Source organism: Hydrogenophaga bisanensis (assembly GCF_042665135.1).
Classification (GTDB): Bacteria; Pseudomonadota; Gammaproteobacteria; order Burkholderiales; family Burkholderiaceae_C; genus Hydrogenophaga; species Hydrogenophaga bisanensis.
The window spans coordinates 257,818-271,891 of the sequence record NZ_JBHTBX010000001.1; the positions used below are offsets into that span (position 1 = coordinate 257,818).

General features: G+C 57.0%; 11 protein-coding genes. 9 read left to right on the plus strand and 2 right to left on the minus strand.

Annotation, left to right across the window (positions count from 1 at the left end; translation table 11 throughout):
- Window positions 1-6: 6 nt before the first annotated feature.
- The 4 genes from ACFQNJ_RS01245 (at window position 7) to ACFQNJ_RS01260 (ending at window position 6,250) form a co-directional block, all read left to right on the plus strand.
- Window positions 7-2,538, plus strand: a complete 2,532-nt coding sequence (locus ACFQNJ_RS01245) for a phospholipase D-like domain-containing protein (RefSeq protein WP_382253213.1) — start codon at window positions 7-9, stop codon at window positions 2,536-2,538.
- Window positions 2,531-4,201 carry a hypothetical protein gene (locus tag ACFQNJ_RS01250; protein WP_382253214.1) on the plus strand — a complete coding sequence of 557 codons (1,671 nt, stop codon included), beginning with the start codon at window positions 2,531-2,533 and terminating at the stop codon, window positions 4,199-4,201. Before ACFQNJ_RS01245 ends, ACFQNJ_RS01250 begins: the two co-directional genes overlap by 8 nt.
- A gap of 578 nt (window positions 4,202-4,779) precedes the next feature.
- Complete coding sequence (locus tag ACFQNJ_RS01255; RefSeq protein ID WP_382253215.1) at window positions 4,780-5,580, plus strand: hypothetical protein; 801 nt, start codon at window positions 4,780-4,782, stop codon at window positions 5,578-5,580.
- Window positions 5,581-5,770: 190 nt separating this feature from the next.
- Entirely contained in the window at window positions 5,771-6,250 is a 480-nt protein-coding gene (locus tag ACFQNJ_RS01260; protein ID WP_382253217.1) for a hypothetical protein, read from the plus strand.
- Here the strand turns inward: ACFQNJ_RS01260 and ACFQNJ_RS01265 are convergent.
- A complete protein-coding gene (locus ACFQNJ_RS01265; protein WP_382253219.1) occupies window positions 6,202-6,564 on the minus strand; it encodes an SOS response-associated peptidase family protein in 363 nt (120 codons plus the stop codon). The two genes, ACFQNJ_RS01260 and ACFQNJ_RS01265, sit on opposite strands and share 49 nt — an antisense overlap.
- A gap of 357 nt (window positions 6,565-6,921) precedes the next feature.
- Here ACFQNJ_RS01265 and ACFQNJ_RS01270 point away from each other — a divergent pair, with 357 nt between their 5' ends.
- Together ACFQNJ_RS01270 and ACFQNJ_RS01275 are read left to right on the plus strand one after the other, a co-directional pair.
- A complete protein-coding gene (locus tag ACFQNJ_RS01270) occupies window positions 6,922-7,326 on the plus strand; it encodes a LexA family protein (RefSeq protein WP_382253221.1) in 405 nt (134 codons plus the stop codon).
- A gap of 40 nt (window positions 7,327-7,366) precedes the next feature.
- On the plus strand, window positions 7,367-8,671 hold the full coding sequence (locus ACFQNJ_RS01275) for a Y-family DNA polymerase (protein WP_382253624.1): 1,305 nt from the start codon (window positions 7,367-7,369) through the stop codon (window positions 8,669-8,671).
- Between the two features lie 55 nt (window positions 8,672-8,726).
- Here the strand turns inward: ACFQNJ_RS01275 and ACFQNJ_RS01280 are convergent, their stop codons facing one another.
- Window positions 8,727-9,029 (minus strand): hypothetical protein, encoded by a 303-nt coding sequence (locus ACFQNJ_RS01280; RefSeq protein WP_382253223.1) that lies wholly within the window; start codon window positions 9,027-9,029, stop codon window positions 8,727-8,729.
- A 947-nt stretch (window positions 9,030-9,976) separates the two neighbouring features.
- Here ACFQNJ_RS01280 and ACFQNJ_RS01285 point away from each other — a divergent pair.
- The 3 genes from ACFQNJ_RS01285 to ACFQNJ_RS01295 all read left to right on the plus strand — a co-directional run bounded on the left by ACFQNJ_RS01285 (window position 9,977) and on the right by ACFQNJ_RS01295 (window position 14,072).
- Window positions 9,977-11,206, plus strand: a complete 1,230-nt coding sequence (locus tag ACFQNJ_RS01285; protein WP_382253225.1) for a hypothetical protein — start codon at window positions 9,977-9,979, stop codon at window positions 11,204-11,206.
- A 167-nt stretch (window positions 11,207-11,373) separates the two neighbouring features.
- Complete coding sequence (locus tag ACFQNJ_RS01290) at window positions 11,374-12,912, plus strand: type I restriction-modification system subunit M (RefSeq protein ID WP_382253226.1); 1,539 nt, start codon at window positions 11,374-11,376, stop codon at window positions 12,910-12,912.
- Complete coding sequence (locus ACFQNJ_RS01295) at window positions 12,909-14,072, plus strand: restriction endonuclease subunit S (protein WP_382253228.1); 1,164 nt, start codon at window positions 12,909-12,911, stop codon at window positions 14,070-14,072. The genes ACFQNJ_RS01290 and ACFQNJ_RS01295 overlap by 4 nt, the downstream gene beginning before the upstream one ends.
- Window positions 14,073-14,074 lie beyond the last annotated feature (2 nt).

A 14,074-nucleotide genomic window follows, 5' to 3' on the forward strand; every position in this document is an offset into this window, starting at 1 on the left:
AGAGGGATGAATCCAAGAAATCTTGTTGAACTGATATCGGAAGTACGGCCGCGGTCGGCACTGTTCACCACCTATACCCTCAGTCTAAGTTTCATCGAAAGCGCGCTACTTCCCACGTTACGGCAAGCGGGCTGCAAAGAGGTGGCCATCCTGGTAGACGCTGACGAGCTCGACGAAAGCCTTGTCGAAACGCAAGCACATGGGGCCGGACGCACGTACCGTTTGGCTGCGGTACAGGCGCCTGGAAGAGGCGTCTTTCATCCCAAGTTGGCCTACTTTGCGTGCAAGGACCAGGACATTCTGACGGTAGGCAGTGGCAACCTGACGACGCCGGGCCAGCATCGTCAGCTAGAGTGCCTCGATTCGGTTTCCAACCTAGACTACCCGGACGTCTTTGCGGACCTTGCCGACTTCGCCTCGCGTCTGGCGTACATGATTCCAAGCGAATCACAACAAGCGGTTACTCTGCTCAAACTACTGGAGAAGAGAGCGCGCACGGCAAGTGGCGCGTCCTCACGCCTGACGCATGAACAGCAAGCCGCGGTACGGCTTGTCCACACCCTGCAAAGCCCTGCCAGCAGTCAAATCACCGAATTTTGGCGGCAACAAGGCGTTCAGGCTAACTCCTTGGTTGCCCTGGCTCCGTTTCATGCGCCCGACGCCGGCCCAGTGCAAAGGTTAGGTAATGCCCTGGCTGTGCGCAAGATTCAAGTAGGGCTGGACCCTGTCACGCTAATTGCGCCATTAAGGCAACCGGGAAAACCAGCAAACGATGCAGCCTGCAAGTTCTCTTTCGTCGTTCCGCGTTCTGCCGACAGGGAGCGGCACCTGCACGCCAAGATATTTGAAGTGCAAGCCAAGGGGATGGCCTTGGTCGTCACTGGCTCCGTCAACGCCACCGAGCAAAGTCTCGAATCCAAGAAGAACATCGAAGTCTCTCTGGCTCGGGTGCTTCCGAAGTCTCCATTCGAATGGGAGGATTGCGTACCGCAGGAATTCGTCCCGAACAAGTATGAGCCGGCCGCACGCGACAATAACCGGGCGTACATGGACGCGGTGCTCAATCAGGAAGGTTTCGTCCAGGGCTCGGTCTGGAGCACGCGCGCCTTGCCCGTATCTGCCCTTGCTACCGTCGATCAGTTCCCGGAACAACCGCCATGCCCTGACGTGCCTGTACGGCTAAATCCGCAGGGGAGATTCTCATTTCGGCTTCCGTCAGGCGTTGATCTGATCGGCTCGGTCCAATTGAACCTCCAAGGCCCTGGCTTTACCGCACGCTGCTGGCTCAGCGTCGAAGATGAGCTGTCAGCGACCGACCAGCAACGACGTGAGAAGCAGGCAGTACGACGCATCCTTAGAGGAGAGTTCAAGAACGATGACTTGCTTGAGCTACTACAAATCTTTGTTCGCGCGGCTACGCCGCTCGCGCAGCGGCCCGTGTCGCCCCCAAGAGCGGAGCGGAAGGATGAAGAATTGGCTGGACGAGACGAGCCTTTCTCCTTCGCCGGCTGGGCCGGGTCGTCCGCACAACTGCGGCAAGGAGCCGCAGGACTGGCAGAGGGACACCACGATGCCTTACGAGCCTTTGTGCATTGGCTTAATTCCAAGAAGCAAGCTCCAGGCAAGGAGCCTGGCACCCACGTGCACGCCAACACACCGCATGCGGAGGAAACGCCTCATTTGCATATAGACCTGCCCCAGGACGATAACGCAGCCCAAGATCTGATTGACCAGAAACTCGCAGAATGCCTGCGCAACGTGCTGGAGAAAATTCCGGTGCTGTTGCGTGACCATCCTGCGATAGCGGAAGGTCCCGTCCTAGCGTTGGTGGCCGGGTCGCATGCTTTTAACTTGTCTCTAGAGTCGCCTTGGAATGACGATCGGGCGTACCAGCGACTCAGGCATTGGCTGGAAATCTACAGTGAGTTTGAGTATCCGCACGATGGGCGTTCGGACTTGTCAAAGTTTGCGCTTGGGGCTGCCTGCCTCATCGTGGCCATGGCCAAGGAACGTGGCTTGACGGCGCCGTACTCCGCGCTCAAGGACCTGCTGCTGCGGTTTGATGGTGGGTTGCGCAACAATGCGCCCTCGCAAAAGGACATCGAGGATGTACTCCAAAAAGAACTCTTTCTATACGTCAGCGAGTCCATGAAAGCCGCGGCTGTCTTGGCACTCAGGGAGCTGTGGCAGGCTAAATCATTGGATGAACGTATTGAGGAGCTTGTTGAGCATGCGCTGCAGCCCGAATACAAGGCGAGCGACGAGGATGAAGCGACGTTCCCAGGTGGCGTTCAGGCCATACGCTTGATTCAGCGCACGAATCCCAATCGGCGCTACCACGGTCTGCTGCAAACCGAGCGCGAACTTAACAGTCGAGGATGCCCCCACTGCTTTCAAGCCTTCAGCGAGAACGTGCTGGGCAAGTTGCGGGCCAACCACATCATCGTGTGCCCGAATTCGAGCTGCCGAAAAGCTATTTTCTATTTTTCGGACGAACTGACGGCTCAACGAGTCAGGGAGCGACTCAATAATGCTTGAGGGACCCATCTTTACCGCGCCCTTGAACTCGGGTATCTCAGGTGATGATCCATTGGGCACAGCCCCGGTCAATGAACGTTTGTACAACGCCGTCTTCCCTGGCATCAACAATTTTGTCCGATATGTCCGCGTTTACAGCGCCATGTGCTGGGTCGTCTATCAAGTGGAGAAATATCTGGAGTCAAAAGGTGCCAAGCTCACGAAGGCGGAGGCGACGCAGCTGGCCCGCAATGCCTACGAAAAAGTACAGCTCGTGCTTATATGGGTGAACAAGCACAAGAACTATATGAATCTTGCAGGCAGCCAGCGAATCTTTCCACAGGGAAACGTGAAAGTAGAGCTGGTGTTCGACCATTTCTCGAACAGCACAGTCAGCCTATTCGATGCCGGTACCTATGGCCCCAGTCTCACCAGCGGACTTGGATTTCTGGAACGTAGATCCAACGGTACCTTTGGATGTACCGAGGCAGGCAAGGGCCTAGCGATGGCCTTCGACGAGCACGCCCATTCATTTGCGAAGTACAAATGGTTGGCCGATGTCACCCGCCTGACCACGACGCGCAACGAAGTGTTTCAGCTGGAGGAACTGTTCGATCTAGGGGGCGCAACATCGGCGGAACAGCAGGCGTTCCTCGGGAAGTTCTTTCCGGCCGGCGCTATGCCTGTAGAACAGTTTGACCGTTACCGCTGGTTCGCGATCCATCTGGTACTTCGAGCTCTTGATGCCGCATCCAAGTCAACTGTCGGAAAAGCGCGGAATGGATTTGTGGACGAGCAGACCGTGCGAATTGCCATGGCGACAGCACGAGCCCCGGGCGGAGAGCCATTCAGCATCAAAGGGGTCGAGACACTGCAGTCGTGGTGGATGGTCTTGCAATTGCGCCAGTTGCACAGATTGGCAATTGATACGCTTTTCACTGTGGTCGAAACCTGGCTGGCTGAGGAACGGGATCCGGATAACAACAACTCGATAAACGAAATCGTGGAAATCATCGGGCGTAGTTGCGAGCCTGAGCTAGAAAATCCGTTTCTTGCCAAAGTCTCAAAGCTGCATGCTCACTTTCGTAAAATCCAAGGGGATGAACCAACTCTGTATGCCGCCGCCAGTGTGCATCAGGAAGTCAAAGAAGCGGATGCCTTTGGACTTATCAACGACTTGCTGGCCTGCTCTTATGAGTTTTCGGAAGAAGGTGGGAATGCCGCTGTGGTCCTAGCCTACAAGGCCCTGGTATTTTGCGCACTTGAGGCGTCCAACCTGCTCGGGAATCCTCTGTGCGAAAGGACGTTGCGGACCGCGGACACCGACATGACCTCGATGATTGCTATGACGCACGCGGTAAAGAAATTCGCCGAGCTAAGTCCGGCAACCTTCATGGGCTATATCGTCAAGAACTGGGTAATCCTTCGCCACTTCCAGATTGCCAGCAGCCGCGCCCAGACGACAGGTGACGGGAAGAATCGTTTCCGGTTTGTCATCGGGGACCGCGGATTGGAACGCTATTCCCCTGCGATTGGCATCAATAGTCCTTCTTTTGCCCAAGATAAGCTGGAGCACATACTCTTCCTATGCTGGCAAAGCGGCCTGCTGGAAGAACGCCAAGAAGGCAAAGAGCACTGGTACCGGTTGAGTGGCGCGGGGCGCGCAAGGGTAAAGGAACTATGAGTCGCCCTGGGATACTAGACGTTCATGAGTCTCATGCGCTGCGCAGCCACTTTCACCGGTCCTGAATAACCGCAACGTGTCGGGAATACCTGTTCGCAACCGCGCGCAGCAGACCTTCAGATGCCACTGCGATGCAGCGCACACATCAGCGTCAGCTGTTCATTTCAAACCGGCGAACGAGCCCACTAGGGTTAGGAGCCCCGAACGACAACTTCGGGAAATCAACCGCGAACTGACGGTATGACCGTGATGGGCAGCATTCGCTGCACTCCTGCCTGTCGTAGTGGCTATGTCGGTTCAAGGCTCGAAGCAGCCGGTCGATTCCTGCACAAGATCATGAATGACATCTTAAGCGCTTGGACCGCCCGCTCAGAGCAAGTTCAAATCTTTTGAATGGCCCGCATGCAACATAGATGTCCTACCCGTGCCCATCGTGGGCAAAGAGGTCGGGTGCTACCCTTTACCAGCTGATGTTTACATTATATGGTGCAGGTGCACCCACGATTTTTCATTCATGACCCAAATCTAGAAAGTATTGAAATTTACTTATGCGAAATATTGAATGCTCTACGATTTATTTGCATGACACCAACGAGCTGTCAACATCCGATGAATATGTGACACAGAAGATTCAAGTGATAAAGGCGCTACGACACTTTGAGTTCAAGGTGTTTGGTGCAAGCAAAGAAACCACATCCTACTTTACTCGGCGACAACTAAAGAGCTCTGCCTGCGATACTGAGATTTTATCGATCGAGGCAAAACAGTTTATCTTTGGGATCCCCTCAGCAGACAGACTTGATTCGGAAAATCTGATCAATTTCTTTCGTAGAGAAGGTGTTGAGATCGTGCCGGTATACTGGGGAACGCAGGAACACAAATTTTCAGACATCATGAGCATTCGCATGAATGAAGGCGGAAATCATTTTCTTCTTCTGAACATGAATGCATTAGCCACGAATTATGACTATATGCTGGCTTTAGGATTTGGGCACTACATCGCGATAGAATGCATGCAACCAAGCGAACTTGACGAATTTTCAGAGGATCTAGCCAGATATCTATTAACCGCCTACAATGCACCATCGCAGGGTTCAGAAATTTCCAATGGAAATGAACAAGCCAATGGAAATCTATCGCAAAGCTTAGTGGAGATGTTGTGCGGAATGAAAACCCCAGATGCAAACACCATCAAGAACATGGCTCGCATGCATTTTGGCACCCGATTTTTCGATGCAATTAGCTCAATCCAGTGGCATAGCGAGCCATCGCCAAACAACACGGCATCTACAATGGCGAACAAGATTGCTTCTGCGCTTTGTATGGATGCGGCAGATGCAATGCTTTACTCAGTTGAGCCCGGTTTCACAATTATTTAGCGGATCGCGAGCCGCCATGATCCCAAGTCAAATTCCGGATGAGGCATCTTGGAGGGCTGCAATAGAGCGCCCAATCTTCAAGTTAATACGGGGTACCAGAGAACAAGTGGGTGATGGTTAAGTAATCTGGGGTGATAAAATTTATCGCTTGACTGAGTCGAAATCCAAGATTGTTCTGATGAGTAATATCATGACAACTGACACTGATCCAAGAAACTTCATTAAAGCCTTATCCTTGCCCGTCGTTCGGCCCTTCATCTCGTGGGAGAAGGTGATTAAATCCGAGCAATTTTTAAGCTCGATTCAATATTATGACGATCACTTTGATCGCCACCGCGATACAGGCCCTTTCGAGAGGTTATTGGCCCTGCTTGATGATACAAAGTACAGGGATTTGCTTGCAAACTATTTGCGAGTGCGTCACAGCGTGCAAGTGTCAAGAGAAAACGGAAAAGTCAAGGTGTCCGTTTTAAAATCAGCTTCAGTGGTTGCAAATACGCACAAGGAAATGACTTTTGCCAAGTTTTCGTCCGACTCAAAACCTGCTTATAAAGACAGGGTATCAAAGATACGAAATTCCGAAAAAAATAATTTTAAAAAGAACTACGTCGATGCTTTGGATCATCCTGCGAGACTTCCAGGCAGTTTCGGGCATGGACGGCGCAAATAATTCTTTACCTGAGTGCCTTGCGCCTTGTGCCGTGTGATCCAAGCTTGGCACTGATTATCGAAAAATCCGACCTTCAAAACGCAGACCCCTCGCAAAAGGGCAATACTGCTATTGCATGCCCTGATTTTCCTGGTATTATGAATTTCAAGTGACAATTGCTTTTTTGAAGGCGGATTCATAGATGGCTTGGGTCGGGATGATGCGTGCTGCGCCCTCTTCCAAGCTTCCCGAAAACTCGGTTTAGTGGCCACCGTCTCGCTTCGGGCGTTGTAGGTACTGCGGCAGATCTTCAGGTCGGTCGCCCAGTGGGGCACCAGGCCAAACAGGCCAGTAACGCTTCCCGATCAGGCACTGCGTCATCCCCCGAGTCTTTTTCCCCTGGGGCGGCGGATCAGCAGGCCGGGGTATCCCGGCCAGAGATCGGTTTTGCCTAAGTCGGCCGGTGGCACCACCTGGAACACCTTTCGCAAGACCTAGGAGTCCCTCACGCCTTCGTAGTGACTGCACATGGTTCCATCCTATGCGCGGATGCACGCCGGTTTTTTGTAAGGCGATCCCCAAGGGATGGGCTTGGCTTCTATACTGTTATTATGTCCAGTATTGTAGAAGCTCCCCCGTTGTCACCCCTGTTCCCTGGTGCGGCGTCAGAAAGCTGCAGCCCACCGAGGCCCTTGGCCGAATGCGTCCTTCCCGCCTTCCAACTTGAGTCCCGGATTCGGGCAGGTTTTCCGTCGCCGGCCGAGGATTTCCAGGCCAAACGCATCGACGTGCTCGAACACCTGATCAAGCACCCTCAGGCCACCTACAGCATGACGGTGCGGGGTGAGTCCATGCGTGAGGCGGGCATCTTCGATGGGGATGTGCTGCTGGTGGACCGGGCGATCAAGCCCAGCCACGGCCAAATTGTGGTGGCGGTGGTCGATGGGGACTTCACCTGCAAGCAGCTCTGGCAACGCGGGGGGCGGCTCAAGCTCAAGGCGGCCAACCCGACCTTCGCCGACATCGTGCCCACCGAAGGCCAGACGGTCGAGGTGTGGGGCGTGGTGATCGCGGCGATCAAACAGTTCAAGCGCTGAAGCTGGCGAACCTGGTTGCGTGTGCTGCATGGATTCCCCGCTGTATGCCTTGGTTGATGGCAACAATTTCTACGTCTCTTGCGAGCGTGTGTTCCGCCCCAGCCTGAACGGCAAACCGGTGGTGGTGCTCTCCAACAACGACGGTTGTGCGATTGCCCGCTCCAACGAGGCCAAGGCGCTGGGCATTGCCATGGGGGCGCCCTGGTTCAAGATCCGGCATCTGGCGGAATCCCAGGGGCTGGTCGCACTCTCGGCGAACTTCCCGCTGTACGGAGACCTGAGCGACCGCATGATGAGCCTGGTGGCCGGGCTCGGTCACCGGCAGGAGATCTATTCCATCGACGAGTCGTTTGTGGATCTCTCGGGCATCCGGGGTGATCTGGTCCAACGCAGCCGGGTGATCCGCGAGCGGGTGTTGCAGTGGGTGGGCATCCCCTGTTGCATCGGCATCGGGCCGACCAAGACCCTGGCCAAGCTGGCCAACCACATCGCCAAGACGGCCGAACGCAAACCCGGCAGTTACCCCGCCGAACTGGCACAAATCTGCAACCTGGCTGCACTGGAGCCAACAGCACGGGATGCGGTGCTGGCGGCCACACCGGTCGAGGAAGTCTGGGGCGTGGGCCGTCGCATTGCGGCGCAGCTAAAAGAGGGTGGCATCCTCACGGTGCTTGATCTCGCCCGCATGGACCTGGCCACGATACGCCAGCGCTGGTCGGTGGTGCTGGAGCGCACGGTGCGTGAGCTGCAGGGCCAGTCCTGTGTGGATCTGCAAGACGCGGCACCAGACAAACAGGAAATCGCTTGCACCCGGTCGTTTGGTCGCCCGGTGACTGCACTGAAAGACCTCAGCGAAGCCGTCAGCGAGTTCGCCAGCCGGGCGGCCGAGAAGTTGCGGCGCCAAGAAGGTCTCGCCAACCAGGTGCTGACCTTTGTGCGGACCAGTCCGTTCCGGCCTGATCCCCAGTACAGCCGGTCCATCGTGGTGCCGTTACGAAGACCGACTGCCGACAGTTCGCTGATCGCCGATGCGGCCCTGACCGGCCTGCGCTCCATCTACAAGCCGGACTTCCTGTACGCCAAGGCCGGGGTGATGCTGATGGCGTTGCAACCGGCTTCGGTGCACCAGGGTGAACTGGCGCTGGAAGAAGGGCCTGGAGAGGGACGGGACAAAGGCCGGTTGATGGGCGCCCTGGATGGGCTCAACCGCCGCTATGGCCGGGGCACGGTCCTGCTGGGCAGTACCGGTCTGGAGGGAGATCGCAGGCGCTGGTCGATGAAACAGGAGCGGCGCACGCCGCAGTACACAACGCGATGGGAAGACATGCCTGTGGTGCGGACGTGAAGTACACCAAATGATGGGCACTGCTGTGCATCAGGCTCAATTTTTCGTAGACGTTTCAAGCGAGCTGAATCGATAATGGTTCCGGGCCGGCCTGAACAGTCGGCCCTCCTCCCTGAAAAGTCGTGTGACAGCGACTTTGAATTTGCCCGGCCTTCGCGCCGGGTTTCTTTTTTTCAGCGCGCCCAGCACACAAAGACCTCGCACGGTGCGGATGTGCTGGAAAACAGCCCAAATCCAGCAGCACCTCGTCGGCCTCGGCCGGATGGTACTGCCCGGTCACATCGCGGATGAGCAAGCCGCCCGAACCAGCGGGCACCGACAGGAAGAAATCGAGGGAAGAGAACAGATCGTGCTGCATGACCAACTCCGGTGATCGGGCGGGATTGCCCGAGACCGGAACCGGCACACCGCAGCGCAGCGGTCACAGGTTCGAAGACGGCCGAGAGGCCGCCAGCGCCCACAGGGCGCGCAGACCTTGACGGCGAGAACGGTGTGCAAGGATGAAGGGAACAGCAAGCCAGCCCCACCACAACTGCAGGCGTGAGAATGGCAAGCGCAGCGCGCAGGCCGGGGGCTTGCCCTTGGCCGGAGGCGTCAGGGATCGAAGCCGAATGGCCGCGACCTGGCACGGGGCGCAGCCCGCAGAGCCCGACGGCGGTACGCCGGGACGCACACATGGCCCAACGCCGCCAGCAAAGGCGATTGAATTGAACAAATGCAACGCAAAAAGCGGGGGCAACTGGGGCAAAATGTGCGAAACATACTCAGCAGCATCGCCCTTCTTGAGAACTCGCGGTGAATTCCTGAACTTTCCGTAGGAATCCCCACTTAAAGGATCAACCCCAAATGAAGAGTGAATATCCATCCAACGATGAAGCAAATAAATCCTTGGTGGATGTGGTAGCCAAGTGGCCGGACGTACACATCTCGGATATCGACATGACCTTTGACGTCAGCTGTCCACTGTGTCGTCATAGCTTTCAAATCTCTGACTGGGTGCTCATTGGGAAGGATCAAGAACTGAGAGGCCATCTCTGCCAATGTGACAAGTGTTCAGCGATTGACTACCGTGCTTTTGATGGCGATGAGTTGGCATTTAACTGTGAATGTGGAGGGACATTGCGCCAAGACCAATCACTTCGCTGTCCCAAGTGCTCATCAAGCAAGCTAATGCTGAGGAAGCACTTTTTGCACATCGTCTGAATTCTCGCGAGCATGGAACACATGCTCACTGCCTGTTGACTGATACCTATCTCGGGATAGCAAGGTTGTTCAGGGAACAAGCTATCAATCCTTTCTCGGGTTATGAGCACTGCTACCAGAACTGAAACCACTGCCTGGGCCTTCCGTACCCGGTTTCGCCGGGGCGCTTTCGGCTGGAAAGGCACTCAGCTGGCTATCGGCCGCATCAACGAAGCCCTGACCGAAATCAGAGCCGTGGCCCGCCACGATCCCGCCCGTGCCGCCGAAGGTGCCGTGCTGCTGCTGGAAAAGCTCTCCCCTGCCCTGTGCCAGATTGACAGTTCCTCGGGCGCCCTGGGCAACGCCACCTACGCCGCGGTCCAGGAACTGGCGCCCCTGATCAGCCAAGCACCCGTGAGCACCAAGGTGCGGCAGCAATGGCTGGACCGCCTGTTCGAGGCCATTCAGGAAGACGATCCCCCCTCCATCGAATCCCTCGGTGATCACTGGGGCGATCTGTGCGCTACAAAAGAACTGGCCTCCGTCTGGGCTGACCAGCTCCTGCCGACCCTGAAAAACGTCCTGCGAGAGCGCAAGCGCGGCACCTACGCCTTCTTCTCCGGCGCCACCCTCTGCTACAGCGCCCTGTTCAAAGCCGAGCGGCACGATCAGATCCTGGAGTTGCTGGACATGGACCCGCACCCGATCTGGCCCTACCTGGTCTGGGGCGCCAAAGTGTTGGCAAGCCGAGGCCAGATCGATAAAGCCATCGCCTACCTGCGCGAGCGCGCAGGCAGCACCACCAGCGAGACATCCTTCGCCCGTTTTGCTGAAGAAGAACTGCTCAAGGCCGGTCGCCGCGCCGCAGCGTTCAACCAGTACGCGCTGCTCGCCAATCAGGCCAACACCCACCTCTCGACCTTTAGAGCCCTCACCAAAAAGTACCCGGAACTCGCCAAAGACAAGCTGCTGAACCACCTGATCGCATCCACACCCGCTGAGCCCGGCAAGTGGTTTGCCACCGCCAAGACCCTGAAACTGTTAGAGCAGGCAACCCGCCTGGCTTGGGCCTCACCTTGCGACCCCAAGACCCTGAACCGGGCCGCACGTGACCACCTGAAGACGCAACCAGACTTCGCCATGCAATGTGCGCTGGCCTCTTTGCACTGGATGTCGATGGGCCACGGCTACGAACTCACTGGCCTGGACGTACTGGAGGCCCACCGATACGCCATCGAGGCAGCAGCGGCAACCCAGCAAACTCAACAAGCCCGAGCGTCCATCGAACAAGTGCTCGCATCCGACAGACCCATGGCAGCCTGGATGCAGCGATCGCTGGGCATCGGTCGGTAGCCAGCCTAGCAAGGGAGGGTTGGTTTCCCATCAATGGGCTGCTGCCGGTTTCATCTTCCACCTTAACAAGGTGTCTTTGAAACCGGCAGCAGCCCAGTTCGTTACCATTGCTGACAAACATCGGGATGTCAGCGTCGTCCCGGGTCAACACGAACGCAGGGATATGCATGCTCACAGGCGAAATCCGTAACCAAGTCGACTCTATCTGGAACGCCTTCTGGTCCGGCGGCATCTCTAACCCGATGGAGGTACTGGAGCAAATTACCTACCTCCTGTTCATCCGCCGTCTAGATGACGCGCACACGCTGGAAGAGAGCAAGTCACAGCTGCTGAAGATTCCGATGACTCGTCGGGTCTTCCCGGCGGGCAAGGACGCCAAGGGGCGCCCCTTCGATGACCTGCGTTGGTCACGCTTCAAGAACTTCGCGCCCGCCGAGATGTACCAAGTGGTGGGTGAACACGTCTTCCCCTTCCTGCGCGAGATGGGGGGTGATGGCTCCACTTACAGCCAGCACATGAAAGATGCGCGGTTCACGATTCCCACCCCGGGTCTGCTGTCCAAGGTGGTGGACATGCTGGACCACGTACCTATGGAGGACCGGGACACCAAGGGCGACCTCTACGAGTACATGCTGGGCAAGATTGCGGCGGCCGGTCAAAACGGCCAGTTCCGCACGCCGCGACACATCATCAAGCTCATGGTGGCGCTGACAGCGCCGACGCCCAAGGACGTGATTTGTGACCCTGCCAGCGGTACCTGCGGCTTTCTGGTCGCAGCCGGCGAGTACCTCCGCGAACAACACCCTGAGCTGTTCAACGACGGTTCGGCTCGCGCGCATTTCCACCATGGCATGTTCCATGGCTATGACTTCGACAACACCATGCTGCGCATCGGCAGCATGAACATGGCTTTGCACGGCGTCGAAAACCCCGACATTCGCTACAAGGACTCACTGGCACAGGACCACGCGAGCGACGAGGAGAAGTACAGCCTCATCCTGGCCAACCCACCCTTTGCCGGCAACCTGGACTACGAGAACACGGCCAAGGACCTGCTGGCCATCGTCAAGACGAAGAAGACCGAGCTGCTGTTTCTGGCGCTGTTCCTGCGGCTGCTCAAGCCGGGCGGCCGCGCGGCGGTGGTCGTTCCAGACGGTGTGCTCTTTGGCAGCAGCAAGGCCCACAAGGAGTTGCGCCGGATGCTGGTGGAAGACCACAAGCTCGACGGCGTGGTCTCACTGCCGGCCGGCGCCTTCAAGCCCTACGCCGGCGTGTCCACCGCCATCCTGCTGTTCACTAAGACCAACTCCGGTGGCACCGACCACGTGTGGTTCTACGACATGCAGGTCGACGGCTGGAGCCTGGACGACAAGCGCCAGCCGCTGCTCGACGAGTCCAAGCTCGGCCCGACGCCGGCCTCAGCGCTCACGACGGCTGAACATGCCAAGAACAATCTGCCCGATGCGCTTGCGCGCTGGGCACAGCGAGACGGCAACGAGAAGATTCGACCGCGCACAGCACAGAGTTTCTGCGTGCCCAAGGCCGACATTGCCGCACAGGGCTACGATCTGAGTCTGAACCGCTACAAAGAGGTGGTGCACGAGGCTGTGGCGCATGAATCGCCGACGGCCATCCTGGCGAAGCTGAAGAAGTTGGATGCGGAGATTCAGGCTGGGATGGCGGAACTAGAGGGGATGCTGAAGTGAGCAGCTGGCCTCGCGTTCCACTGGGAGACTTGGTGGTTGAAGAGCGACCTCAACGGAGCGAATCTGATGTGCTCGTCTGGAATCTCAACCTGGACCAGATAGAGCCCGATACTGGTCGCGTCTTGGAGCGCGTTCGAATACCTCAATTTGACCTTGGCCCATCGACGTATCCATTCGCGGCTGGAACGGTCCTGTACTCGAAACTTCGGCCATATCTGAACAAGGTGGTTGTTGCCGATGAACCGGGCTTTGCCACGACAGAGCTTGTGCCGCTGCGCTGCATGCCCCAGAAGGCTGTGCCTTCATACATCGCCTACTTTCTGAGGTCAGCCGAGTTCTTGAGCTTTGCAAACACTGTCGTAGCTGGCGCCAAGATGCCGCGAATGGTGATGAGCGAGTTCTGGAAGTATCAGGTCCCGCTGCCTCCAATCCACGAACAACGCCGCATCGCCGCCATCCTCGACAAAGCTGACGCCCTGCGCACCAAGCGCCGCGAGGCCTTGGTCCAACTCGACCGCCTCGCGCAGTCGATTTTTCTGGAGATGTTTGGGGACCCCTCAGCTAACCCCAAAGGCTGGGAGCGCAGGCGACTGGATGAACTGGTCGTTGAAGGTGACTCCATCAACTACGGAGTTGTTCAACCCGGAGAAGATGTTGAGAATGGCGTCCCCCTTGTTCGGGTCAGCGACCTCGTGGCTGGCGAAGTCCAACACGATGCTCTCAAGCGCATCGCGCCGCAGGTTGAGCTGGCGTATCAGCGGTCCCGTCTGAAGGGGGATGAGATTCTGGTGAGTTGTGTGGGCTCTGTGGGTGTCGTTGCGCTAGCGAGCCAGCGAGAACGCGGCTTCAACATAGCGCGGGCGGTGGCGCGAATCCGGATAGGCGAAAGGGCTGACAGGGAGTTCATTGCTGCTCAGCTAGGCACGCGTGCAGTCCAGCGCTACTTCACCCAAGAGCTACGAACAGTCAGCCAGCCAACTCTCAACATCAAGCAGATTTGCGAGACTCAGCTGATTTGCCCTCCGCTGGAGCTGCAGCGAGAGTTCGCTCACCGTGTGCGTGCCGTGCGCGAGGTCAAAGCGCGACTGGCAGAGAGCGAATCACAAACGAAAGCCCTCTTTCAGTCTGTACAACATCGAGCCTTCCACGAAGCGCTGTAAGC

Bases quoted from the DNA above. Each gene is read 5' to 3' on its own strand.
- ACFQNJ_RS01250 (WP_382253214.1), top strand. From the start codon at position 2,531: ATGCTTGAGGGACCCATCTTTACCGCGCCCTTGAACTCGGGTATCTCA.
- ACFQNJ_RS01260 (WP_382253217.1), top strand. From the start codon at position 5,771: ATGACAACTGACACTGATCCAAGAAACTTCATTAAAGCCTTATCCTTG.
- ACFQNJ_RS01285 (WP_382253225.1), top strand. From the start codon at position 9,977: ATGAGCACTGCTACCAGAACTGAAACCACTGCCTGGGCCTTCCGTACC.
- ACFQNJ_RS01245 (WP_382253213.1), top strand. From the start codon at position 7: ATGAATCCAAGAAATCTTGTTGAACTGATATCGGAAGTACGGCCGCGG.
- ACFQNJ_RS01280 (WP_382253223.1), bottom strand. From the start codon at position 9,029: ATGCAGCACGATCTGTTCTCTTCCCTCGATTTCTTCCTGTCGGTGCCC.
- ACFQNJ_RS01290 (WP_382253226.1), top strand. From the start codon at position 11,374: ATGCTCACAGGCGAAATCCGTAACCAAGTCGACTCTATCTGGAACGCC.